The following is a 23,680-nucleotide window of genomic DNA, read 5'->3' on the forward strand; positions in this document are numbered from 1 at the left end:
GCTCGACCGGTCCGCACCGCCGCTTGCGCGTGGGGCGTGCCGGCCGGTGTGCTCGGCGCCGAACACGAGGGAGGCGGTGTTCCGGCGGGTGCGCCGCCACTCCTCCGCCGTGCGGAGGACGAGGAGGACCTCGTAGTCCCCGCAGGGGACGGACGCCGGGGCGGCGGCGAGCAGCGGCATGGTGATCTCCAGCACGCCCTCGCCCGGCCGCGGGGGGCCTCATGCGTCGTCCGCGGGAGCGGCCCCGGACAGCCCGTCCTCGAGCGCTCGCAGCAGCGGCCGGAATCCGGGGTTGCGGATCAGGAGGCGGTCGCAGAGGGGGTTGACCACGCCGCGCAGGATTCCGACCGGCTGCCAGCGACGGGGCACCGTGATGCTCGCGGTACGCCGCTCGATCCCCGTCACCACGCGTCGCGCGACGGCTTCCGCGGGAATCGCCGCGGCGAAGGAACCGGGAAAGCAGGCCTCGCGCATCCTGGTGGCCAGGTCGTCCCCGCCGAAGGCCGGGCGGGCCATCCCGGTCCGCACCCACCCCGGGTAGAGGACGCCGGCGGTGGCCCCGTGGGGGCTCAGCTCCACGCGCAGAGCACGGGCGAGCTGCTCGACCGCGGCTTTGGAGGCCGCGTAGGCGGAGTTCACCGCGCCGTTGACGTAGGCGTAGACGGACGCGTTGACCAGCACATGACCGCGGTGGGCGATGATCTGGGGCAACGCCGCCCGCACGGTACGCCAGGCGCCCAGGAGGTTCACCTCGATCACGCGCTCGAACACCGCCGGGTCGACGGTGGCGATGGTGGCGGGGCGCGCCGGGGCGATCCCCGCGTTGGCGAACACGACGTCGAGCCTTCCGAAGCGGTCCACCGTACGGGCCACCGCGTCGTCCAGCGCCGCCCGGTCCGTCACGTCCACGCCCAGGGACAGCGTTCCCTCTCCGCCCAGTTCGCGCGCGAGCGCCGCGACCGAGGAAGCAGTGCGGCCGGCCAGCGCCAGGTTCGCGCCCCGGGCCCGCAGCGCCCTCGCACAGGCCGCGCCGATGCCGCCGGCGGCGCCGGTGACGAGCACGGTCCTGCCGGCGAGTGGGTGACGAGGCACGGGCGACGTCCTCATCCGCGCAGCCGGCGGTCCGCGCCGGAGGCCGTCGGCGCCGTGGCCCCGGGACGGTCCGGCAGCGCCCCGTGCCCTCGCCGCCGCCGTGCGGCGCCCGCCGCCCCGCGAACCAGCGGGTGCTGTTCCTCGTGCGGAGTCGGACGCATGCCGCCCCCCTGCCCTTTTCGTCGCTTCGCCTGGACTGCGGCCCGCGTGACCCGGGGAGCACCGAGGTGGCGGCCGCTCCGCGCCGGTCACCGTCCCATCGTCGAAGGGAGGAACCGGCCGTCGTGCGGCGATCGGCCCCTTCGGCCCCGATGGGATGAATCGGGGGCACAGGGGGGCACAAGGCAGCACAGCCGGGCGCACGTCGGCCGCCCCTGCCGGATCCGGCCGAGGGCCGGCGGACACGCGCGCGCTTTGCCCGCCGTCCCGCGGAGCCGCCGGCCGGCGCCGCCCGCGGCCTCGCGCCCCGTTCGACGGGCGCGTCCCCGGAGCCGGGCCCGGCCCCTTCGTCCCCGTCCGCTCCGGAACACGCGCGGCCGGGCGCTCCCACCGAAGCGGGCATCCCATTTGTCCGATTATCCTGGCTCTGTGGGGTCGTATCCAACGTCTTCGGGCAACGATCACGGCGAGCGGGCGCTGCCGGTCACCGCGGTACGTCCGGAGATCCTCGCTTCCTGGCGGCGCTCGCAGTCCCTCGGCATCGACCGCGAGCGGGCGGCCCTGCCGATCGACCGCGACCTGGATCCCGACTCCCGGCTGATCAGGGCCGCCGCGCCGGTGCTGGACCGCCTGTGCGAACGCTTCTCGGGCATACCGGTGACCGTGGCGCTGGCCGACTCGCGGGCGAACATCGTGGACCGGTGGGGCGACCCGGTGGGGCTGGAGCTGATGGACGCCGCTTCCCTGGTGCCGGGCGCCAACGTCGACGAGCGGTTCATGGGGACCAGCAGCGTCAGCATGGTGCTGAGCACCAGGGCGCCGTTCGTGGTCGTCGGCCACGAACACTTCCTGCACGACCTCAAGGAGCTGACCTGCATGGCCGCGCCGGTGCGCGACCCGGTGGGCGGCGCCGTGCGGGGCGCGGTCAACCTCTCCGTGCCCCGGGAGCTGGCCGAGCCCGGCATGGCGCTGGTCCTGCAGCAGGCCACCGAACGCATCGAGGAGCGCCTGCTGGAGCTGAGCACGGCCCGCGAGCTCGAGCTCATGCGCTCCTTCCGCCGGGCCAGGGAACGCGGCGGGCACGCCGAGCTGGAGCTCGGCTCGGGGAAGCTGTCCCGGCTCGGCGGACCGGCGCCCCGGCTGGCCGCGCAGGAGCGGCTGATCCTGCTGGAGCGTGCCGTCGAGCTGATCTCCTCGGCGGACGAGACATTCGCCGAGGTGCCCCTCGCGGGCAGTCGCACGGCGGTGCTGCGCCGCCGGGAGCTGCACCACGGCGACGCCGAGGGCGCGGCGGTCGAGGTCAGCTTCGAAGACACCCGCGGCACGGGCGCACCGGGCCCGGCCACCGCGACCGCCCCCGACGGCCGCCGTGTGCCGCTCCTGCACCGTCCCGCCGGGACGGCGGGGGCGGACGCCCCCGGCGCACCGGGGGGAGCGCACGCCGCCGGACCGGCCGACGCGTGGCTGCTGCTCGTGGGCGAGCCCGGCGTCGGCCGGCTCGCCGCCGAGGCGCGCGGGCGGCTGTCCCTGCTGAACGAGGCGGGCGTCCGGCTCGGCACCACCTTGGACATGCGGCGTACCGCCGAGGAACTGGCGGAGATCGCCGTGCCGTGCTTCGCCGACCTGGTCGTCGTCGACCTGGTGGAGAGCGTCCTCGCGGGCGAGGAGCCGCGGCCCGGACGGCTGCGCCCCGGCGCGGCGCTGCGCCGGGTGGCCGCCTGGCCGGGCCGGGACTTCCGCGACACCGCGGCCGGCGGCGTGGACGAGCCGGTCGGCTACCCCGCCGGCACGCCCCAGGCCCGGTGCCTGGAGACCGGGCAGCCGGGCACGGACTCGGTGGTGACCGCCGCCCTGGCCGACCGGGTGCACCCCGTCGACCTGCTCGGCGAGGGCGAGCACTCCTACCTGGGCGCTCCGCTGTCCGCGCAGGGCTCCGTCCTGGGCCTGGCGGGGTTCTACCGCCGCGGCAGGACGAGGCCGTACGAGGAGGACGACCTGACGCTGGCGGGCGAGCTGGCGGCCCGTGCCGCGATCAGCGTGGACAACGCCCGCCGCTACCGCCGGGAGCGCCACGCCTCCCTCACCCTGCAACGCAGCCTGCTGCCGCACGTCCTGCCCCGGCTGAGCACCGTCGAGCTGGCCTCCCGCTATCTGCCCGCGGACGCCAGGGCGGGCGTGGGCGGGGACTGGTTCGACGCGATCCCGCTGTCCGGGATGCGCGTGGCGCTGGTCGTCGGGGACGTGCCCGGGAACGGTCTGCAGGCGGCGGCGACCATGGGCCGGCTGCGTACGGCGGTGCGGACGCTGGCCGGGCTGGACCTGCTGCCCGAGGAGGTGCTGGCCCATCTGGACGACCTGGTCAGCCGCACCCCCGACGAACCGGCCGGCGAACAGGACCCCGCGACCGGGGCGACCTGCCTGTACGCGATCTACGACCCGGTGTCCTGCAGCTGCACGGCCGCACGGGCCGGTCACCCGCCGCCCGCCCTGCTGACGCCCGACGGGACGGCAGAGCTGCTCGACCTCCCCGCCGGTCCACCGCTCGGGCTCGGCGGGATCCAGCCGTACGAGTCCGCCACCGTCGGCCTGCCCGCGGGCAGCCTGCTGACGATGTACACCGACGGCCTGCTCAAGGAGAGCCGCGGCTACGGGGACACCGACGCGCGCACCGGGCAGCTGCTGGCCCTGCTGAACCTCGCCGGCCCGGCGCTGGAGGACATCTGCGACCGGGTCGCGGACACCTTCCCGCCCGGCGGCCCGTACGACGACGTGGCCCTGCTGCTGGCCCGGGTGCACGCGCTGCCCGAGCAGCAGGTGGCGTCCTGGGAGCTTCCGTCCGAGCCCTCGGCCGTGGCGCGGGCCCGGGCGCTCACCCGTGCCCAGCTCGCCGCCTGGGGCATGCCGGAGCTGGACTTCAACACCGGGCTGGTGGTCAGCGAGCTGGTCACCAACGCCGTGCGGTACGGCGGTCCGGGGCCGGTGGGCCTGCGGCTGCTGCGCGACGACTCGCTGATCTGCGAGGTCTCCGACCGCAGCAACACCTCCCCGCGCATCCGGCGGGCGGCCACGACCGAGGAGGGCGGACGCGGCCTGTTCCTCGTGGCGCAGTTCACCAAGAGCTGGGGCGCCCGCTACATGCCGCAGGGCAAAACCGTGTGGGCCGAGCAGATCCCGCAGCCGGAGCAGCCGGCGCCGGAGACGGACGAGCAGGCGCTGCTGGCCATGTTCGACGACCCCGGCTGACCCGCCGGCCGGCACCGCGGCCGAAACCGGACGGCGGTTCCGGCGGTCTTGCCCGGCGTCCGGGCCCGGTGCGAGACTTCGGAACCGCTTTCACCGGTAAAGGAGTCGGACTTGTCACCCGCGGAAAGAGCGTTACGGCCCCTGACCGTCCTCTTCGCGCCGGAGAGCGCGTACGGGCCGACGAACAACTGCGTGGGGATCGGGGACGTCCTGCGCCGCCGGGGGCACCGGGTGGTGTTCGCCGCGGAGACGTCCTGGAAGGGCCGTCTCGCACCGCTCGGCTTCGAGGAGGAACTGGTCGACCTGGCCCCGCCGCCCGCACAGCCCCAGGACGCGGGCCAGTTCTGGAAGGACTTCGTCCGCGACACCGCGCCCGAGTTCCGGAAGCCGACCATCGAGCAGCTGGACACCTGGATCAAGCCGGTGTGGGAGGAGCTAATCTCCGGCGCCCGGTACTGCGAACCGCGGCTGAAGGAGATCATCGACCAGGTCCGGCCGGATGTGATCGTCGAGGACAACGTCGTGTGCTTCCCGGCATTGACCACGGCGGGCGTCCCTTTCGTGCGGATCGTTTCGTGCAACCCGCTGGAGATGAAAGGCGAGCACGTCCCGCCGCCGTTCTCCGGGTACCCGACCGGGGACCGGAGCGGGTGGGAGGAGTTCCGCGCCGCGTACGACCGCACTCACCGGAGCCTGTGGAGCGACTTCAACGCCTGGGTGACCGAGCAGGGCGCGCGCCCGCTGCCCGACCTGGAGTTCATCCACGAGGGCGACCTGAACCTGTACGTCTATCCCGAGGCGGCCGACTACACGGACGCCCGTCCGCTGGGCCCCGCCTGGCACCGGCTGGACTCCTCGGTCCGCGAGACGCGGGAGAGGTTCGCGCCGCCGCCCGGCCCGGCCGGCGGCGGCGCGCTGATCTACTTCAGCCTCGGCTCGCTCGGCTCGGCCGACCTGGACCTCATGCGCAGGGTCATCGCCTCGCTCGCCCGCACCCCGCACCGCTACATCGTCTCCAAGGGCCCGCTGCACGAGGAGATCGAGCTGCCGCCGAACATGTGGGGCGAGGAGTTCCTGCCGCAGCCCCGGATCCTCCCGCTCGTCGACCTCGTCATCACGCACGGCGGCAACAACACGACCACCGAGGCCCTCCACTTCGGCAAGCCCATGATCCTGCTGCCGCTGTTCTGGGACCAGCACGACAACGCCCAGCGCATGGCCGAACTGGGCTACGGCGTCCGGCTGGACCCGTACCGCTTCACCGACGCCCAGCTCCACGGCGCGATCGACCGCCTGCTCGGCGACACGGCCCTGCGGCGCGCTCTCACCGAGGTCGGCGAGACGATCCGGGCCCGCAACGGGCTGCACGAGGCCGCGGATCTGATCGAGCGGGCCGCCACGGGCTGACCCCCACCGGCCCCCGCGCGCCCCGGGCCCCACACCCCGGCCGCTCACGCCCCGCGCACCGCGCACCGGCGGGCGGCGTCCCCCGGCCGCCCGCGCCCTCGCCCAGGGACCCGAGGCCGTCCTCCCGGACGGACCGACCGCGCCCCCTCCCCGGCCACACCTCCCGAGCAGCGCGCGTCCCGGCCTCGCTCGGGTCCCTGAAGCGCCCTTCCCCGAGCCGGCATGGTGGCCGCGCGCATACCCGGTCCCCGAACTGTGGTGCCCCGCCACATGTGAGCCTGACCTGCGTGTTCCTACGGTGTGCCGACACGTACCCGTCCCCACCGCACACGAGGAAGTGGCGCACATGGTCTCCCCGGCAACCGCTCCCCCGCCCCCCGGCAACCTCAAGCGCATCGTCGCCGCGTCCCTCATCGGCACCACCATCGAGTGGTACGACTTCTTCCTCTACGGCTCCGCCGCCGCGCTGGTCTTCAACAGGCTGTTCTTTCCCGAGTCCGACCCGCTCGTCGGCACGCTCCTGTCGTTCCTGACGTACGCCGTCGGCTTCGCCGCCCGGCCGCTCGGCGCGCTGGTGTTCGGGCACTACGGCGACCGGCTCGGCCGCAAGAAGCTGCTGGTGCTCAGTCTGCTGCTGATGGGCGGCGCGACCTTCGCGATCGGGCTGCTGCCCACGCACGCGGCCATCGGGACCGCCGCGCCCGTGCTGCTGACCGTGCTGCGGCTGGTGCAGGGTTTCGCGCTCGGCGGCGAATGGGGCGGGGCCGTCCTGCTGGTGTCCGAGCACGGGGACGCGCGGCGGCGCGGGTTCTGGGCGTCGTGGCCGCAGACCGGCGCGCCGGCGGGGCAGTTGCTGGCGACCGGCGTGCTGTCGCTGCTGACCGCCGTCCTGTCGGACGCCGCCTTCGGCAGCTGGGGCTGGCGGATCCCGTTCCTGCTCTCCGGTGTGCTGGTGGCCGTCGGTCTGTGGATCCGGCTGTCCGTCGACGAGTCGCCCGTCTTCCGGCAGGCGCTGGCGCAGGCCGAGGCGCGCACGGCGGGTGCCGAGCGGACGCCGCTGGTGTCCGTGCTGCGCCACCACTGGCGCGACGTGCTGGTCGCCATGGGCGCGCGCATGGCGGAGAACATCAGCTACTACGTCATCACGGCGTTCATCCTCGTCTACGCCACCGCGTCGGCCGGCGTCTCCGAGCAGACCGCGCTCAACGCGGTGCTGATCGGCTCGGCGGTGCACTTCGCGGTCATCCCGGCGTGGGGCGCGCTCTCGGACCGGATCGGCCGGCGTCCGGTGTACCTGCTGGGCGCGGTCGGCGTCGGGCTGTGGATGTTCCCGTTCTTCGGGCTCGTCGACTCCGGGAGCTTCGGCGGCCTGCTCGTCGCCGTGACCGTGGGCCTGGTGCTGCACGGGGCGATGTACGCGCCCCAGGCCGCCTTCTTCTCCGAGATGTTCGCGACGCGGATGCGCTACTCCGGGGCCTCCATCGGCGCCCAGTTCGCCTCGGTCGCGGCCGGCGCCCCCGCCCCGCTGATCGCCACCGCGCTGCTGGCCGACCACGGCAGCTCCACCCCGATCGCGCTGTACGTGATCGCCGCGGCCGTCGTGACGGTGATCGCCGTGGCGGCGGGCCGGGAGACCCGTCACCGGGACCTCGCCGCGGTCGGCCCCTCCGCCGCCGGAGAGCCGGGGGCCGCCCGGGCCGCGGACGCGCGCACCGTCTGATCCCGCTCGCCCTGATCCTGCGCGCCGCCCGGCCCCCGTGCGCGCGTGGCGCGGCGGGGTCAGTGCCGTGCGGGGGCGGCCAGCCGGTGCAGGCGCAGGGCGAGCTGTATCTCCAGGGCGCGGGCGGGGTGCTGCCAGTCGGCGCCGAGGAGGCGGCCCACGCGTTCCAGGCGCTGGGCGACCGTGTTGACGTGGACGTGCAGCGCGTCCTTGGTGCGGGCGGGGCTCATGCCGCAGGCGAAGTAGGCCTCCAGGGTGCGCAGCAGCTCGGTGCCGCGGCGTTCGTCGTAGGCGGCGACCGGGCCGACGGTGCGGTCGACGAAGCCGGTGATGTCCCGGTCGCCGGCCAGCAGCAGGCCGAGGAAGCCGAAGTCCTCGGCGGCGGCGCCGTCCCCGGACCGGCCCAGCAGCGGCAGGACGTCGAGGCAGCGCCGGGCCTCCGCGTACGCGGCGGCCACGGTGTCGGGCCGGGCGGCGAGGTCCTCGACGGGGGCGGAGGCGCCGACGGTGACCGGTTCGTGGACGGCCGTGCCCAGCTGGCGGGCGGTGCGGCGGGCCACGGCGGTGGCGGTGTCGCCGGGGTCGAGGGGCAGCAGCAGGACGGTGCCGCCGTCGCGGGCGGCGGACAGGCCCTGCCGGGTCGCCGCGAGGTGGGCGGCGGCGGCCCCCAGGCGTCTGCGGGTGTCCGCCTCCTGGCCGGCGTCGGCGGCGGTCCCGTCCAGGCGGGCGGCGAGCACGACGTGGGTGGCGTCGAGATCGGCGTGCAGCCGCGCGGCGCGGTCGCGCAGCAGGCGCGGGTCGCGGTCGCGGGCGTCGAGGAGGTCGTCCAGCAGTTCGCCGCGGACGCGCTGTTCGGCCTCGGCGGCCGAGCGCCGGGCGAGCAGCAGCAGCGAGGTGACCATGGCGGCGCGTTCCAGGGTGCGCTGGTCGACGGGGTCGAGTCCCGGGTGGCCGCACAGCACGAGCGCGCCGAGGAGCTCGCCGCCGGCGGCGACGGCGGCGATCCAGTCGTCCCCGTGGCGCACCGCGTGCCCTTCGGCGCGGGACGCCTCCAGGGCCCGGGCCGGTGCGGCGGTGGCCTCGGCGAACTCGACGGTGCCGTCGAGGACCTGGGAGACGGCGGCGGCCACGTCGTGCACCCCGCCGCCGCGCAGGACGAGTTCGGCGAGCCGGTCGTGCACGTCGGAGGCCCGCTCGATGACCGCGCTGCGGTCACGGATGATCTCGTTGGCCCGTTCCAGGCCGGCGAGGGCCGAGCGGGTCTCGGCCAGCAGGTTGGCGGTGTCGATGGCGGCCGCCGCGAGCGCGGCGAACGAGCCGAGCAGGGCGATCTGCTCCCGCTCGAAGACCCGGGCCCGCCGGTCGGCGGCGAACAGCACCCCGATGACGTGGTGCCCCAGCATCAGCGGCACCCCGAGGATGGCCACGAGCCCCTCGTCGCGCACGCCCGCGTCGATGGTGCGGGTGTGCCGGAAGCGGTCGTCCTGGAAGTAGTCCTCGGTGACGTAGGGGCGGGCGGTCTGCGCGACCAGGCCGCCGAGCCCCTCGCCCATGCCGAGCCGGAGCTGCTGGAAGCGGGCCGCGACCGAGCCCTCGGTGACCCGCATGTAGGTGTCGCCCCTGGCCGGGTCGTTCAGGCTGAGGTAGGCCACGTCCGTGCCGAGCAGAGACCGGGCGCGCTGCACGATCGCCCGCAGTACGGCGTCCAGGTCGCGCAGTCCGGCCAGGTCGTGGGCGGTCTCGAAGAGCGCGGACAGCTCCGCCTCGCGCCGGCGCCGTCCCTCCAGTTCCGCGCGCACCCGCAGCGCCAGCAGCTTGGCGTCCTCGAGCGCGGCGATCCGCTCGGCCGGCCGGCCCTCGGCCCGGGCGAGCAGCACCGGCTGCTCGTAGGCGTCGGCGGACGCGCCGCGGGCGAGCAGCTCCAGGAACGGCGTCTCGGCGCTGCCGGCGGGCGCCGGGGCGCCGGCGGCCGGGCGCCGGGCGGACTGGACGTGATCGCGGGACATGTCCACAGGATCGCTCACGAGCGCACCGCTGCGTCAGCCTTGTGGACGACTCGGCGGACCATCGCGGGCTCGTTCAGTGCGCGGTCCAGCCGCCGTCCAGGACCAGGGAGGCGCCGGTGACGAAGGACGCCTGCGGGCTGCACAGGTACGCCACGGCCTCGGCGACCTCGGCCGGCTCGATGAGCCGTTTGACGGCGCTGTCCCGCAGCAGCACCTCCGTCAGGACGCGCTCCTCGGAGATGCCGTGCGCCCGGGCCTGGTCGGCGAGCTGCCGCTCCACGAGCGGGGTGCGCACGTAGGCGGGGTTCACGCAGTTGGAGGTGACCCCGTGCGGGGCGCCTTCGAGGGCGGCGGTCTTGGACAGTCCTTCCAGGCCGTGCTTGGCGGCCACGTACGCCGCCTTGTAGGCCGAGGCGCGCAGGCCGTGCACGGAGGAGATGTTCACGATGCGGCCCCAGCCCTGCCCGTACATGTGCGGCAGGGCGCTGCGGATGAGCCGGAACGGCGCCTCCAGCATCACGGTGAGCACCGTGTGGAAGACGTCCGGCGGGAACTCCTCGATGGGCCGCACCAGCTGCAGCCCGGCGTTGTTGACCAGGATGTCGGTGCCCGCGGCGGCGAGCTCGGCGGCGTCCAGGTCGGTGAGGTCCAGCACGTGCGGTTCGACGGCGCCCGCCAGGCCCGCGGAGTGCGCGGCGAGCGCGTCGAGGCCGGCCGTGTCCCGGTCGACGGCTCTGACCTCGGCCCCGGCGGCCGCCAGCCGCAGCGCGCAGGCGCGGCCGATGCCTCCGGCGGCGCCGGTGACGAGGGCGGTGCGGCCGCCGAGGTCGAGCGGGGCAGCGTGGGGGGCCGGGGGGACGCTGGGCGAGGTCATGGTCCGACCCTAGGCGGCGACCGCGCCCCGCCCCATGTGGTCGGGCCCCACAGTTCAGCAGGATCCAGTGGGGTCGAACCATGCGGGTGCGTCGGTCAGGGCCTGCTTGATCCGGAAGAGCCCGGGCTCGTTCAGCTCCGGCAGGGCGTCCACCGCGAACCAGCCCACCTCCAGCGACTCGTCGTCGTTGACCCGCGCCTCGCCGCCGACCGCCCGGCAGCGGACGGTGATGTCCATGTACTGGCAGACGTCGCCGTTGTCGTAGGTGATCGGGTCCAGGGCCTGGACGAGGACGATCCGCTCGGCGGCGCAGCGCACCGCGGTCTCCTCGTACACCTCGCGCACGGCGCAGGCGGCGGGCTGCTCCCCCGGTTCCGGGATGCCGCCGATCACCGACCACCTGCGGGTGTCGGACCGCCGGTGCAGCAGTACTCTGCCCGCCTCGTCGAAGACGAGGGCGGTGACTCCGGGGAGCCACAGCAGCTGGTGTCCGGCGGAGGCGCGCAGTGCGCGGATGAAGTCAGGAGTGGCCATGGCCCCGACCCTAACGGGCGGTCCGCGCGGCCTCCGGCGACTTCGGGGGACGTGCGGCGGGCGTACGGCTACGCGTCACCGGCGCGTCGCCCGCGCATCCCGGCGGCGACGGCCAGGCCGAGCCCGCCCGCGGCGAGCAGCACCAGGGCGGTCTCGGGCAGGACGCCCAGCTGCGTGGCGGGTGTCCTCGAGGAGCGCAGCGGCACCTCCTGGACCAGGGAGTCCGCCACGAACATGCCGGTCCGCCGGGTGATCGTGCCGTCCGGCAGGATGATCGCGCTGACCCCGCTGGTCACCGGCACGGTGACGGTCCGGCTGTGCTCGACGGCGCGGACGCGGGACATGGCGAGCTGCTGGTAGGTCATCTCGCTGCGGTCGAAGGTGGCGTTGTTGCTCGGCACCGAGATCAGCTGCGCGCCGTCGGTGACCTCGGAGCGCACGGCCCAGTCGAAGGCGGCCTCGTAGCAGGTGACCAGCCCGACCCGGGCGCCGGCCATGGTGAACACGCCCGGTTCGGTGCCCCGGCTGAAGTCCTGGCGGACCATCGACGTCCACGTGTCGTTGATCGCCCCGATGAGCGGGCGCAGCGGCAGGTACTCCCCGAAGGGCTGGATCTGCCGCTTGTCGTAGGTGTCGACGGGGCCCTCGGCCGGGTCCCACAGGATCTGCTCGTTGAGCAGCCTGCCGTCGCGCTCGACGACGGCGCCGACCGAGATCGGCACACCGATCGCCTTGGCCGCCGCGTCGATGACGGCGCGCGCGTCGGCGTTGGCGAACGGGTCGATGTCGGAGGAGTTCTCCGGCCAGAGCACGAAGTCGGGCCGGGCGACCCTGCCGGCCCTGACCTCGGCGGCCAGGCGTTGCGTCTCGCGCGCGTGGTGGTCGAGCACCGCGCGGCGCTGGGCGTTGAAGTCGAGGCCCGCGCGGGGCACGTTGCCCTGGACGACGGCGACGGTCACGGAACCGTCCTCCGCCCGGTCGCCGACCAGCGGCCGGGCCGCCACGGCCCCCGCCACCGGCACGGCCGCGGCGCACAGGGCGAGGGCCGCCGCGCCCCGCCGTACGGCCCGGGTGCGCCGGGCCCCGACGGCGAGGCGCACGCACTCGTACAGGCCGAAGCCGCACAGGACGACGGCGAAGCCGAGCACCGGGGTGCCGCCCACCGCGGCGAGCGGCAGGAAGACGCCGTCCGCCTGGCCGAACGCGATCTTGCCCCAGGGGAAGCCGTGGAAGGGCACGCGTGCGCGTGCCGCCTCACCGGCGATCCACATCCCGGCCGCCCACACCGGCCAGGCAGGCAGCTTCGACACCGCGGCGATGCCCGCGCCGGCCAGCGCGACGAAGAGCGCCTCGATCGCCACCAGCGCGAGCCACGGCCCCGGGCCGACCTCCACTCCGGTCCACACCAGCAGCGGCAGCAGGAAGCCGAGGCCGAAGAGGTAGCCGAGGCCGAGGCCCGCCTTCCAGCCGCGGCCGCGCAGCACCCGGCCGAGGACCGCGAAGGCCGGCAGGGCGAGCCACCACAGGGTGCGCGGCGGGAAGCTGAGGTAGAGCAGCGCTCCGGAGAGCGCGGCGGCGACGGCGGGGACGAGGCGCAGGAGCCGCGCGCCGCGCGCGGTGGGCACGACCCGCGGCTGCAGCCGGTCCGACTCGCCGGCGGAGGTTGCGGTGACGGTCACTCCGGGAGTCTACGGCGGGCGGTCTCACCGCGGACAACGCGGTCCGCGGGGCCCGCGCCGCCCGCCGGCGCGGGCATGACGGACGTACGGCCGCGCGGCGGCCTCAGCGGGCGGGGCCGGGCGTCCGCGGCCGCAGCCGGTCCCGGATCACGCGCACGGCCGCCTCCGCGTCGTCCACGGTGATGGTGAAGGTGTGGCCGTCCCACAGCTGGAGGGCGACGCCCTCGCCGCGCCGGACGACGACCGCGGTGCCCCTCTCGGGCCGCCAGCGGTAGCCCCAGCCGCCCCAGTGGCGCGGGGTGACGTGCGGGACGAACTCGGCGCCGGCGACCTGGGACAGCGGGATGCGGCGGCGCGGCACGCCGATGTGGCCGCAGCGCACCTCGAGGCACTCCCTGTCCACCCGCAGGGCGACGTGCACGAACGCCAGGGTGCCGAAGAGGACCAGCAGCCCGGCCGCGATGCAGCCGACGACGGCCATGACGAGCGGGGCCGCGCCGGAGGTCCACGCGGGGTCGACGGCCAGCTCTATGCCCAGCGCCATGCAGCCGGCCCCGGCGAGCGCCGGCAGCCACTGGATCCGGTTGGTGGCCCGTCCGGTCCAGACCTCGGGGTCCGGGGCGTGCGGGCCGTGACGGCGGTGCCTCATGCTTACGAGGTTACTCAGCTTTCACCGCGTCGGCGCATCGTCACGCGGAGTGATCACGTCCGGGGTGCGGCGGCCGGGGCGGTCCGCCGCTCACCGGGTCGCGGCGGTCTCCCCCAGGAGCCGGCCTTCCGCGTAGGCCAGGGCGGCCGCGGGCAGCGCGCCCTCCCGGCCGCTCAGCAGCACCGTGAGCGTGCCCGCGGCGCCGGCGTCGGGGGCGGGCTGCGCGCCGATGCGGCGCAGCGCCTGGGCGGCGACCGCGCCCGCGGAGCCGTGCAGCACCAGGGGCGGGCGGCCGGGGCGCTGGACGGCGGCCCGGATGCGTTCGGCGACCAGCTCGTAGTGGGTGCAGCCGAGGACGACGGTCGTGACGTCGTCGGGGGTCAGGGCGGCGGCCGCGGCGACGGCCTCGGCGACGGCCGCCTCGTCCGCGTGCTCCACGGCCTCGGCCAGCCCCCAGCAGGGCACCTCGGTGACGGTCACGCCGGCGGCGAAGTCCCGGATCAGGTCGCGCTGGTACGGGCTGCCGGTGGTGGCGGGGGTGGCCCAGATCGCGACGGGGCCGCCGCCGGCCGCGGCGGGCTTGATCGCCGGGACCGTGCCGACGACCGGCAGGCCGGGTTCCAGGCGGGCCCGCAGCGCGGTCAGGGCGTGCACGGTCGCGGTGTTGCAGCCGACGATCAGGGCGTCGGGCCGGTGCGCCGCGGCCGCCTCGGCGACGGCGAGGGCGCGCTCGGTGAGGTCCTCGGGGGTCCTCGGCCCCCAGGGCATGCCGTCGGGGTCGAGGGAGAGGACGAGATCGGCGTCGGGGCGGAGACGCCGTACCGCGGCCGTGGCCGCCAGCAGACCGATTCCGGAGTCCATGAGCGCGATCTTCACCCGGCCACGATAGACGATGGGGCCTCTCGGGCCGCTCCCGTGGGGCAGACTGCGCACGTGAGCGCCGTTGGGTGGACCGCCGCCGTATCACTCGCCTCCTGGCTGTGGCTGCTGCTGTGCCGGGGCATGTTCTGGCGCACGGACGTCGGGCTGCCGCCGCGGCGGGAACCCGACGGCTGGCCACCGGTGTGCGTCGTGGTCCCGGCCCGTGACGAGGCGGCCGTCCTGCCCCGGACCCTGCCGACGCTGCTCGCGCAGGACTACCCGGGGCGGGCGGAGGTCTTCCTGATCGACGACGGCAGCTCGGACGGGACCGGACGGCTGGCGCGCGAGCTGGCGCGGCGCCACGGCGGGCTGCCCCTCACCGTGGACTCGCCCGGCGAGCCGCCGGCGGGCTGGACCGGCAAGCTCTGGGCCGTGCGCCGCGGCATCGCCCTGGCCCGCGCGCGGTCCCCCGAGTACCTGCTGCTGACGGACGCCGACATCGCCCACGCCCCGGACAGCCTGCGGCAGCTGGTGGCCGCGGCCCGCACCGGGGGTTTCGACCTCGTCTCGCAGATGGCCCGGCTGCGGACGCGGAGCGGGTGGGAGCGGCTCCTCGTGCCGGCCTTCGTCTACTTCTTCGCGCAGCTGTACCCGTTCCGCCTGATCGCCAGGGAGACGGCGCGGACGGCGGCCGCCGCGGGCGGCTGCGTGCTGCTGCGCGCGGCGGCGGCCGAGCGGGCGCGGATCCCGGACGCCGTCCGGGGCGCCGTCATCGACGACGTGGCGCTCGCCCGCGCCGTCAAGGACGGCGGCGGCCGTATCTGGCTGGGACTGGCGGACCGGGTGGACAGCCTGCGGCCCTGTCCCCGGCTGCGCGACCTGTGGCGGATGGTCTCCCGCAGCGCGTACGCGCAGCTGCGGCACAGCCCCGTGGTGCTGGCCGGGACGGTCGCGGGGCTCGCGCTGGTGTACCTGGTGCCGCCGCTGGCGGTGTGCGCGGGCGTCGTCACGGGCGGCGCGGCGGCCGCGGCCATGGGCGGCCTGGCGTGGCTGGTGATGGCGGGGACGTACCTGCCGATGCTGCGCCACTACCGGCAGCCGCCGTGGCTCGCCCTCCTGCTGCCGTTCACGGCGCTGCTGTACCTCCTGATGACGGTCGACTCCGCCGTGCGGCACCACCGGGGGCGCGGTGCGGCCTGGAAGGGCCGCACCTACGCGCGTCCGGGCGCCGTGCCCGACGAGAGCTGACCGTCCGCCCCGGCGGGGGTCACTTGCGGCCGGGCGTCCAGGTCATGCCCCAGCCGTAGGCGCGGTCGACGGTCCGCTGCGGGCTGACGCCGCGCTCGGGCACCAGGTAGCGGGCCTCGCGCCGGACCACCAGGTCGGTGCCGGTGCTGGTGATCAGCGCGAGGGCGCACACCGTCGAGGGGACGGTGCACTCGTCGAGCGAGAACTCGATCGGGGCACCGTACTGCGGCCGGAGGGTGACCGTGGCGTGCAGGCCGGCGAAGGAGCGGGCGCCCTCGTAGAGGGTGACGAAGACGAGGATGCGCCGGAACGCCTGCCGGTGGTCCAGGTTGACGGTGAGGTTCTCACCGGTCGCCACGGCACCGGTGCGGTCGTCGCCGTCCAGGTGGATGTACGGGGGGTGGTGCAGTGCCCCGAAGGCGTTGCCGAGGGCCTGGACGACCCCCTTGCTGCCGTCCGTCAGTTCGTACAGGGCGCACAGGTCGAGATCGAGGTCGCTGTGCGGCGCGGCCGAGCGGCCCAGCTTGGCGGCCCAGCCCGGGAACTGCCTGCGCGCCTGCCAGTCGAGGTTCACCCGCAGGGCGCCCGCGGTGCCGCCCTGCCCGGTCAGCGAGACCGACGGGGCCGCCTTGGTGAGCGTCACCTTGGTGAGGCGGACCGGTTGCGGGGGCGGTGCGGCCGGCGGCGTCGCCGGAGGCGCCGGCGGTGTGGCCCGCGGGGGCGGGGCCGCCGCGGGCGAGGGCGGCCCCGCGGCCGGGGCGGCGTGCCGGGGTCCGTCCACCGTGATGCCGTAGTCCGTGGCCAGGCCCTCCAGGCCGCTGTCGTAGCCCTGGCCGACGGCGCGGAACCTCCAGGCGCCCTGCCGGCGGTAGAACTCGCCCAGCACGAAGGCGGTCTCCACGGTCGCGCCCGGGTTGTCGAAGCGGGCCGCCACCGTGCCCCGGGCCGCGTCCCGGACCTCGATGTACAGCTCCGGGACCTGTCCGAACGCCCCGCCGTCCGCGGAGGCGGCGAGGATCACGGTCCCGACCGCCGGCTCCACGCGCGCGAGGTCCACGAGGAGGCTGTCGGTCACCCGGCCGTCCGCCGTGCGCTTGCCCTCGTGCCGGACCGCGCCGGAGGGGTGCACCGGCTGGTCGCAGAAGACGAAGTCCCCGTCGGAGCGGACCCTTCCGCCCGTCAGCAGCAGGGCGGAGGCGTCCGCGTCGGGCACCCCCGGGCCGGTCCGCCAGCCCAGTTCCACCCGCAGTGCCGTAGCCGGCACCGGCGTGTTCGATCCTTTCGGCATCGACATGACCGCCCCCTCGCGTGTCACCGCGCCGGGCCATCCGGCAGCCCGGCGCTCCAGTCGCCCGGCACGTACCCGCGGACAGCCCGGTGCCCGCGGCGGCGGACTCCCACGGGGAACGCGCGAACGCGCCGGAACATCCCCGGCCGACCGCCGGTAACCCGCCCGGAACTCGGCCTTTACACGACAACTGATCTGCGTGTCGTCCCTTTTCACCGAATTCGCTCACATTGGGGGTTCCACGTCATCACGGACACGGAAAACAACCCTCTTATCGGTCTCCCCAACCAGCACATCGTGGGCTTAACTTATGTGCCATGACCTCCCCCCGCTCCACCTATGGTGGCGGCTACTACTCCGCCTCCTTCCCGGACACCCCGATCTACGACTCGCTCGTGGCCGAGCGGGGCACCCCGCAGATCGCCCCGATCCGGGTCCCCGCGCCGTACGACACGCCGAGCAGCCAGCTGCCCGCGCTCCCGTCGGCACTGCCCGCCCTCCCGGCGGCCCCGGCCCAGCCCTCCTACGGCTATCCGCAGCAGGCTCCGCAGCCCGCGCCGCCGCAGCAGGCGCCCGCCGCCTACATCCCGCAGCAGGCGACGGCTCCGCGCGGCTACCCCGGCCCGCAGCAGCCGCAGCAGCCGCGTCCGCCCGCCGCCGCCCCCGCGGGTTACGCCGCCGCCCCCGCGGGCTACGAGGCGATGCGCCCCGCGGCTCCCCGGCCGGCTCCGGCGCCGTACCAGGATCCGTACGGCAACCAGCAGCAGTACCGCGGCTACTGAGCCGCTCCGGGTCGTCGTGCCGCCTGACACGATGACCCCATGGGGAACGCGCGACTGCGGTCGATCCACGTCCATCCGGTCAAGGCGCTGCGGGGCCCGGCGCTCCGGGAGTGCGCCGTGGAGCCCTGGGGACTGGCCGGAGACCGGCGCTGGGCGCTGATCGACGACGGGGGAAGGGTCGTCACGCAACGCCGGCAGCCGCGCCTCGCCCTGGCCGCCGCCGAGCCCCTGCCCGGCGGCGGCGTGCGGCTGTCCGCTCCCGGCATGCGGCCGCTGACGGTGCCGGTTCCCCGGCCGGCCGGCACGGTGCCGGTGGAGATCTTCCGCGACAGGATCGAGGCGGTGCCCGCCGAGGACGCCGCCGCGCACGCCTGGTGCAGCGCCTGTCTCGGGACAGGCGTGCGGCTCGTGCACCTGGACGACCCGGCCGTGCGGCGGCCCGTCGACCCGCAGTACGCGCTGCCGGGCGAGACCGTCTCCTTCGCCGACGGCTACCCGCTGCTGCTCACCACGACCGCCTCCCTCGACGCCCTCAACTCCCTGATCGCGCAAGGGAGGCACGCGGACGAGGGCCCGGTGCCCATGAACCGCTTCCGGCCCGGCGTCGTCGTGGCGGGCACCGCGGCGTGGGCCGAGGACGGCTGGTCCCGCGTCACCATCGGCGAGGTCGCCTTCCGCGTCGCCAAGAGGTGCGGGCGGTGCGTGGTGACCACGACCGACCAGGGCACCGCCGAACGCGGCCGGGAGCCCCTGCACACCCTCGGGCTGCACCGCCGCCTGGACGGCGCGCTGGTCTTCGGGCTGAACCTGGTGCCCTGCTCCCGCGGCACAATCCGGGTCGGCGACCCGGTCACGGTCCTCCCGTAGCCGCCCGGCGAGGCGGCGAGGCACGCCGTCCTCGACACAGCCGGCGCCGGGCCCCGCCGCCGGCTGCGTCGAGGCCGTCCGGCGGCTGATCGTCCGGCGCACGGTCCGCCGCGGGTACGCCCGCGGGGACCGGGCGCGGGACCGCGCGGGACCGGACCGGGGCAGGACGGGCACCGGCAGCCGGCGACCTGCCGCCTCCGGTCAACCCGCCGCCCGTGCGCACGCTACGGTGGACCGGCCGAACCGATCGGCGACAACTCGCGCAGTACGACGAGGTGGGGGCACAGCAACGCCATGGCACAGGGCACGGTCCAGGTGACGCACACCGGCACGTCGCGGTGGCGGCGCCGCACGGGTGAGTACGCATCGCTCGCCGCCGCTCTGGAGGCCGCGGCCGACGGTGACGTGCTCACCATCGCCCCCGGCACCTACCGGGAGAACCTGGTCGTCCAGCGGGCGGTGACCCTACGCGGCCCCGAGGGCTCCCCCGGCTCGGTGCGCATCGCGCCCGTGGACGGGGTGCCGCTGACGGTGCGCGCCTCGGCGGTGGTCCACGACCTGCACGTGGAGGGCCAGGACGCCGCCGCGCCGGCCGTGCTCGTCGAGGAGGGGACGCCGGAGCTGACGGACGTCCGCGTCGTGACGCGCTCCGCCACCGGGATCGAGGTGCGCGGCAGCGCCCGGCCGACCGTGCGGCGCTGCACCGTCGACAACGCGGGCGGCATCGGCATCGCCGTCCTGGACGGCGGGGGCGGGGTGTTCGAGGACTGCGAGGTCGTCGCCGCCGGCCAGGCGGGCGTCGCGGTGCGCGGCGGCGCCCACCCCCGGCTGGAGCGCTGCCGCGTGCACCACGCCTCGGGCTCGGGCCTGACGGCGACGGGCGAGAACTCCGCGCTGGAGGCCGTGGGGTGCGAGGTGTACGAGGTGCGGGGCAGCGGCGTCCAGGTCACCGGCCGGGCCACCGCGCACCTCACCGACTGCGACGTGCACCGCACCACCGCCGACGGCGTCACGCTCGACACGGACGCCGTGCTCACCCTCGCCGACTGCCGTATCCACGACATCCCGGAGAACGCGGTCGACCTGCGCTCCCGTTCGGTGCTGACGCTGACCCGCACCAGCGTGCGGCAGTTCGGCCGCAACGGCCTGTCGGTGTGGGACCCGGGCACGCGGGTGGACGCCAACCAGTGCGAGATCTTCGACAGCACCGGCGACTACCCCGCCGTGTGGGTCAGCGACGGCGCGACCGCGGTCCTCGACTCCTGCCGGGTGCACGACGTGCCGGACGCCCTGTTCGTCCTCGACCGCGGTTCCCGCGCGGACGTCGTCGACAGCGATCTGTCGCAGGTGCGCAACACGGCCGTGTCGGTGAGCGACGGCGCCACCGCGCAGCTCGACGACTGCCGCATCCGGGACGCGGCGACCGGCGCCTGGTTCCGCGACCACGGCAGCGGCGGCACCCTGAACAACTGCACCCTGGACGGCACGCAGACCGGCGTGATCGTCACCAAGGGCGCCGACCCCACCGTCGAGCGCTGCACGGTCGACTCCCCCGCGGAAGCCGGCTTCTACGTCTCGGCGGGCGGCCGCGGCAGCTTCCTGCACTGCCGGGTGACCGGCAGCGGCGGCTACGGCTTCCACGTGATCGACGGCTGCCGCACCACGCTGCGCAAGTGCCGGACCGAGCGGTGCGCGCGCGGCGGGTACGAGTTCGCGGACGGCGGGCCGGACGCGAGCCCGGACGCGGGTCCGCTCGTGGAGGACTGCACCAGCGACGAGAGCGGCGGCCTCAGGCCGCCCGCGGCGCGCGAGACGGCCGTGCAGACGGTGAACCGGTCGCCGGGGCTGCTGGGGGTGATCCCCGGGCAGCGCAGCACCGAGCAGGAGCCGCTGCTCACGCCCGCCGAGCCGGAGAAGCCGGTGCGGACGCCGCAGGACGTGCTGGGTGAACTCGACGCGCTGGTGGGCCTGGAGAGCGTCAAGCGCGAGGTGCGCGCCCTGACCGACATGATCGAGGTGGGCCGGCGCCGGCAGCGGGCGGGTCTGAAGGCGGCCTCCGTCAAGCGCCACCTGGTCTTCACGGGCTCCCCCGGCACCGGCAAGACCACGGTCGCCCGCCTCTACGGCGAGATCCTCGCCTCCCTCGGCGTGCTGGAGAAGGGCCACCTGGTGGAGGTGTCCCGCGTCGACCTGGTCGGCGAGCACATCGGCTCCACCGCGATCCGCACCCAGGAGGCGTTCGAGAAGGCGCGCGGCGGGGTGCTGTTCATCGACGAGGCGTACGCGCTGTCGCCCGAGGACGCGGGCCGCGACTTCGGCAAGGAGGCCATCGACACGCTGGTGAAGCTGATGGAGGATCACCGGGACGCGGTCGTGGTGATCGTCGCGGGCTACACGGCGGAGATGGAACGGTTCCTTTCGGTCAACCCGGGTGTCGCCTCCCGCTTCTCACGGACCATCACCTTCGGCGACTACGGCCCCGAGGAACTGCTGCGGATCGTGCAGCAGCAGGCGGAGGAGCACGAGTACCGGCTCGCGCCGGGCGCGGACCGGGCGCTGCTGGAGTACTTCGCGGCGATCCCCAAGGGCCCCGCGTTCGGCAACGGCCGCACCGCGCGGCAGACCTTCGAGGCGATGGTGGAGCGGCACGCGAGCCGGGTCGCCCAGCTGGACGACCCCAGCACGGACGACCTGACCCTGCTCTACGCCGAGGACCTGCCCGAACTGCCCTGAGCGCCGTCGGCGTCCGCCTCGGACCGCTGCCCGGTGCGGCGCGGGGCGGGCACGCCGGGGCGCAGCCGGGCCAGCAGCCGCTGCCGCTCCTCGGCGAACGCCGGGTCCGCCTGGTAGTCGGAGTGGCCCAGGATCGGCGCGGGCAGCGGAAGGCGCTCGGTACGGCCGTACGCCAGCGGGTCCTTCAGCGGTGCCCGGTCCACTTCGGGGCCGCGGTCGCCGGGCAGGCGCACCGGGCCGCCGATGGGGTCGGTGAGCCGGTACAGGTTGCGCCAGCAGTCGACGTCGTGGTGCAGGGAGGTCAGCGCGGCCGGCCCGAAGTGGGCCGGGAACCAGCGGCCGTACAGGCGCTCCAGCGGGGAGCCGTAGGTCAGCAGGGCGACGCGTTTGCGGTCGGGGGCCGCCAGTTGCCAGGCCGCCGCGGCGGCGAGCACGCTGCCCTGGGAGTGCCCGGAGATCACCAGCCGGCCGCCGGTGGCGCGGGTCCAGGTCGCGATCCGCCAGGTCAGGTCGGGGACCGCGCGCTCGGCGTAGCAGGGCGGTGCGAAGGGGTGGGCGGCGCGCGGCCAGAAGGTGCCGACGTCCCACAGGATGCCGATGGTGCGGCGGGCGGAGGCGTCCTTGTAGGCGCGCCTGCCCCAGGTGACGAACAGCAGGAAGCCGAGGCCGACCAGCCAGGAGCCCAGTGCCTGCGCGGTCTCGGCGGCGCCGTGCGCGAAGGCGTACGTCCCCTCGGCGGCCTCGGCCGGCACCTCGTCGGTCGTCAGGGCGCCCACCAGTGCCGCGGTGCCCAGCAGCAGGGTCGTGGCGGAGGTGACGGCGACGAGGAGGGGGCCCCGGTCGGTGAGCGCGGCCATCGCGCGGGCGCGGGCGATGCTGCGGGTGCGTCCCGGGTCGCCGGGCTCTCCCTCGAGACCGGCCTCCACGGCGGTGCGTTCGGCGCGGGCCAGCCGCACGGTGCGCCGGGCCAGGACGCCGCACAGCACCAGCAGCACCGCCAGCAGCAGCGGGATCACGGATGCCTGCCAGGTCAGCAGGACCGGTGGTCCGTCCAGGGACGCGCCGGTGCCGTCCAGCCAGTCGGACACCCGCTGGGCGACGCCGCCGGACATCACGCCGCCCAGGGCGCAGGCCAGCAGGGCGACCGCGGGTCCGCCGAGGCCCCGCATCGCGGCACGCGGGTCGGGACGGGTGCGGTGCAGCGCGTGGGCGACCACGCCGAGGGCGACCACGAGCAGCCCCTGCGCCAGGGCGAGCGCGCCGAAGGCGGCGTCCCCCGGCAGCCGGCCGGCCGACTCCCAGCCGGGGCGCGCCCATCCGGCGTACACCAGCGCGAGCAGGAGCAGGCCGAGCGCGGCGAGCGGCAGCCGGCGCACGAGCCGCTCGTCGAGTTCCCGGTCCAGGCGCCGCTCGCTGCGGCCCCGGCGGGAGACCACCGCGACCACGGCGACCGCGCCCGCCGCGAGCGCCGCCGTCAGCAGCCACCCCAGCGTGTCGAGGACGGCCGGGCCGCCGGGCCGGCGGTCGAAGCGGGCCGCCGCCGAACCGACCGCGGCGGCCACCGTCAGCAGCCCGGCGGCGGTGTGCGCGGCGCGCAGCCGGGCCACCAGGCGGCGGCCGTACCAGAAGCCGGGCCGGCCCAGTGCGGTGCGGCCGGTGTCGTCGTCGGGCTCGTCGCCGCGGTCCATCGGCTGCTGGGACTCGTACGCGTTCCAGGTGCGCAGGGAGAGGTACCACAGCAGGCCGGTGAGCGCCGCCGGCACCAGGGCGGCGAGGGCGAGCCTGCGGCCGGGCGGGCTCCACCAGCCGCCGCCGGAGACCTGGGGCGACAGGAAGCCGAGCCAGGAGTGCCGCTCGGCGCACGCGAGCGTGCCCGCGCACTGCCAGGCGGTGAGGTCGAGGGCGACCTCGCAGGCGGCCGCGACCAGCAGCACCGTCAGGGACAGCCCGGCGAGCCGCACCAGCAGCCCGTACAGGCGGACCGCGCGCCGGCGGCCGTGGGCGGCGGGCCGCATCCAGTGGGCGAGGTTGACCACCATGAACGGCAGCAGCAGCAGCCACAGGGCGCGCGAGCCGTTGCCGGAGGTGAGGTTGCACCAGACGTAGGCCTCGGGCACCGGTTCGCCCCGGTGGTCGCCGGGCCGCTGCTCGGCGTCGGCGTCCTCGGCGCGCCGGAAGACGGCCGCCGTGTCGTCGCCGGTGATCCGCACGGTGCGCGGGTCGTTCAGCATCTCCTGCGGGGTCGTCCCGCCCACGCCGTGGACCAGGAGTTCCAGCGCGGTCCCGGCTTCCCGGTGCTCCGGGGCGGGCTCCTCCGGGCCGCCCGCCGCGGCGCGTTCCTGCGTTCGTTCCACTGCTTCCTCGTCCCCCGTGACGCCCCGTCGGCTGTGTGGTGCGCGCACAAGGATCTCCGCCGGCGGCGGCCGCGTACACCTGTCGGCACCGAATCTCCCCGATCCGTGTGACAAGTGAGACAGGGATGTTGCACGGGTGTCATGTGCGCGTCGGGCGGCCGGTGGCGCGGCCCGTGGCGGGGCG

Annotated in this window: 16 protein-coding genes; 7 read left to right on the forward strand and 9 right to left on the reverse strand. The window is 75.7% G+C overall.

Annotation, left to right across the window (positions count from 1 at the left end):
- Window positions 1–219: 219 nt before the first annotated feature.
- Complete coding sequence (locus tag ABD363_RS08475; protein ID WP_344601264.1) at window positions 220–1,092, reverse strand: short-chain dehydrogenase/reductase; 873 nt, start codon at window positions 1,090–1,092, stop codon at window positions 220–222.
- 588 nt (window positions 1,093–1,680) lie between these two features.
- Between ABD363_RS08475 and ABD363_RS08480 the strand changes: the two genes are divergently transcribed.
- The 3 genes from ABD363_RS08480 to ABD363_RS08490 all read left to right on the forward strand — a co-directional run bounded on the left by ABD363_RS08480 (window position 1,681) and on the right by ABD363_RS08490 (window position 7,621).
- Window positions 1,681–4,494, forward strand: coding sequence for a SpoIIE family protein phosphatase (locus tag ABD363_RS08480; protein WP_344601265.1), 2,814 nt, complete (start codon window positions 1,681–1,683; stop codon window positions 4,492–4,494).
- A 111-nt stretch (window positions 4,495–4,605) separates the two neighbouring features.
- A complete protein-coding gene (locus ABD363_RS08485; RefSeq protein WP_344601267.1) occupies window positions 4,606–5,901 on the forward strand; it encodes a glycosyltransferase in 1,296 nt (431 codons plus the stop codon).
- Between the two features lie 346 nt (window positions 5,902–6,247).
- Entirely contained in the window at window positions 6,248–7,621 is a 1,374-nt protein-coding gene (locus ABD363_RS08490) for an MFS transporter (protein WP_344601269.1), read from the forward strand.
- Window positions 7,622–7,680: 59 nt separating this feature from the next.
- Here the strand turns inward: ABD363_RS08490 and ABD363_RS08495 are convergent, their stop codons facing one another.
- From ABD363_RS08495 to ABD363_RS08520, 6 genes are all read right to left on the reverse strand, one after another.
- Window positions 7,681–9,627 carry a helix-turn-helix domain-containing protein gene (locus tag ABD363_RS08495; RefSeq protein ID WP_344601271.1) on the reverse strand — a complete coding sequence of 649 codons (1,947 nt, stop codon included), beginning with the start codon at window positions 9,625–9,627 and terminating at the stop codon, window positions 7,681–7,683.
- A 73-nt stretch (window positions 9,628–9,700) separates the two neighbouring features.
- The gene (locus tag ABD363_RS08500; RefSeq protein ID WP_344601273.1) at window positions 9,701–10,501 is read right to left on the reverse strand and encodes a 3-hydroxybutyrate dehydrogenase; all 801 of its coding nucleotides are present in this window, start codon (window positions 10,499–10,501) and stop codon (window positions 9,701–9,703) included.
- A gap of 54 nt (window positions 10,502–10,555) precedes the next feature.
- Complete coding sequence (locus ABD363_RS08505; protein ID WP_344601275.1) at window positions 10,556–11,035, reverse strand: NUDIX hydrolase; 480 nt, start codon at window positions 11,033–11,035, stop codon at window positions 10,556–10,558.
- A 68-nt stretch (window positions 11,036–11,103) separates the two neighbouring features.
- Window positions 11,104–12,714 carry an apolipoprotein N-acyltransferase gene (gene lnt, locus ABD363_RS08510; protein WP_344601277.1) on the reverse strand — a complete coding sequence of 537 codons (1,611 nt, stop codon included), beginning with the start codon at window positions 12,712–12,714 and terminating at the stop codon, window positions 11,104–11,106.
- Window positions 12,715–12,817: 103 nt separating this feature from the next.
- The gene (locus ABD363_RS08515) at window positions 12,818–13,363 is read right to left on the reverse strand and encodes a hypothetical protein (RefSeq protein ID WP_344601279.1); all 546 of its coding nucleotides are present in this window, start codon (window positions 13,361–13,363) and stop codon (window positions 12,818–12,820) included.
- A 90-nt stretch (window positions 13,364–13,453) separates the two neighbouring features.
- Window positions 13,454–14,239: a glutamate racemase gene (locus ABD363_RS08520; RefSeq protein WP_344601281.1), complete on the reverse strand. Its 786-nt coding sequence runs from the start codon at window positions 14,237–14,239 to the stop codon at window positions 13,454–13,456.
- 39 nt (window positions 14,240–14,278) lie between these two features.
- Here ABD363_RS08520 and ABD363_RS08525 point away from each other — a divergent pair, with 39 nt between their 5' ends.
- A complete protein-coding gene (locus ABD363_RS08525) occupies window positions 14,279–15,472 on the forward strand; it encodes a glycosyltransferase (RefSeq protein WP_344601283.1) in 1,194 nt (397 codons plus the stop codon).
- Between the two features lie 19 nt (window positions 15,473–15,491).
- Here the strand turns inward: ABD363_RS08525 and ABD363_RS08530 are convergent, their stop codons facing one another.
- A complete protein-coding gene (locus ABD363_RS08530; protein ID WP_344601471.1) occupies window positions 15,492–16,760 on the reverse strand; it encodes a TerD family protein in 1,269 nt (422 codons plus the stop codon).
- 317 nt (window positions 16,761–17,077) lie between these two features.
- Between ABD363_RS08530 and ABD363_RS08535 the strand changes: the two genes are divergently transcribed.
- From ABD363_RS08535 to ABD363_RS08545, 3 genes are all read left to right on the forward strand, one after another.
- Window positions 17,078–17,542, forward strand: coding sequence for a DUF6643 family protein (locus tag ABD363_RS08535; protein ID WP_344601285.1), 465 nt, complete (start codon window positions 17,078–17,080; stop codon window positions 17,540–17,542).
- A 39-nt stretch (window positions 17,543–17,581) separates the two neighbouring features.
- A complete protein-coding gene (locus tag ABD363_RS08540; protein ID WP_344601286.1) occupies window positions 17,582–18,409 on the forward strand; it encodes an MOSC domain-containing protein in 828 nt (275 codons plus the stop codon).
- A gap of 294 nt (window positions 18,410–18,703) precedes the next feature.
- Window positions 18,704–21,142 (forward strand): right-handed parallel beta-helix repeat-containing protein, encoded by a 2,439-nt coding sequence (locus ABD363_RS08545; protein ID WP_344601288.1) that lies wholly within the window; start codon window positions 18,704–18,706, stop codon window positions 21,140–21,142.
- Here the strand turns inward: ABD363_RS08545 and ABD363_RS08550 are convergent.
- A complete protein-coding gene (locus ABD363_RS08550) occupies window positions 21,112–23,496 on the reverse strand; it encodes a hypothetical protein (protein WP_344601290.1) in 2,385 nt (794 codons plus the stop codon). The genes ABD363_RS08545 and ABD363_RS08550 overlap by 31 nt on opposite strands.
- Window positions 23,497–23,680: the final 184 nt, after the last annotated feature.

Source organism: Streptomyces glaucus, assembly GCF_039533365.1.
GTDB classification, from domain to species: domain Bacteria; phylum Actinomycetota; class Actinomycetes; order Streptomycetales; family Streptomycetaceae; genus Streptomyces; species Streptomyces glaucus.

Coding starts and splice junctions, on each gene's coding strand:
- ABD363_RS08490 (WP_344601269.1), top strand. CDS start 6,248: ATGGTCTCCCCGGCAACCGCTCCCCCGCCCCCCGGCAACCTCAAGCGC.
- ABD363_RS08545 (WP_344601288.1), top strand. CDS start 18,704: ATGGCACAGGGCACGGTCCAGGTGACGCACACCGGCACGTCGCGGTGG.
- ABD363_RS08535 (WP_344601285.1), top strand. CDS start 17,078: ATGACCTCCCCCCGCTCCACCTATGGTGGCGGCTACTACTCCGCCTCC.
- ABD363_RS08500 (WP_344601273.1), bottom strand. CDS start 10,501: ATGACCTCGCCCAGCGTCCCCCCGGCCCCCCACGCTGCCCCGCTCGAC.
- ABD363_RS08505 (WP_344601275.1), bottom strand. CDS start 11,035: ATGGCCACTCCTGACTTCATCCGCGCACTGCGCGCCTCCGCCGGACAC.
- ABD363_RS08540 (WP_344601286.1), top strand. CDS start 17,582: ATGGGGAACGCGCGACTGCGGTCGATCCACGTCCATCCGGTCAAGGCG.
- ABD363_RS08530 (WP_344601471.1), bottom strand. CDS start 16,760: ATGCCGAAAGGATCGAACACGCCGGTGCCGGCTACGGCACTGCGGGTG.
- ABD363_RS08495 (WP_344601271.1), bottom strand. CDS start 9,627: ATGTCCCGCGATCACGTCCAGTCCGCCCGGCGCCCGGCCGCCGGCGCC.
- ABD363_RS08515 (WP_344601279.1), bottom strand. CDS start 13,363: ATGAGGCACCGCCGTCACGGCCCGCACGCCCCGGACCCCGAGGTCTGG.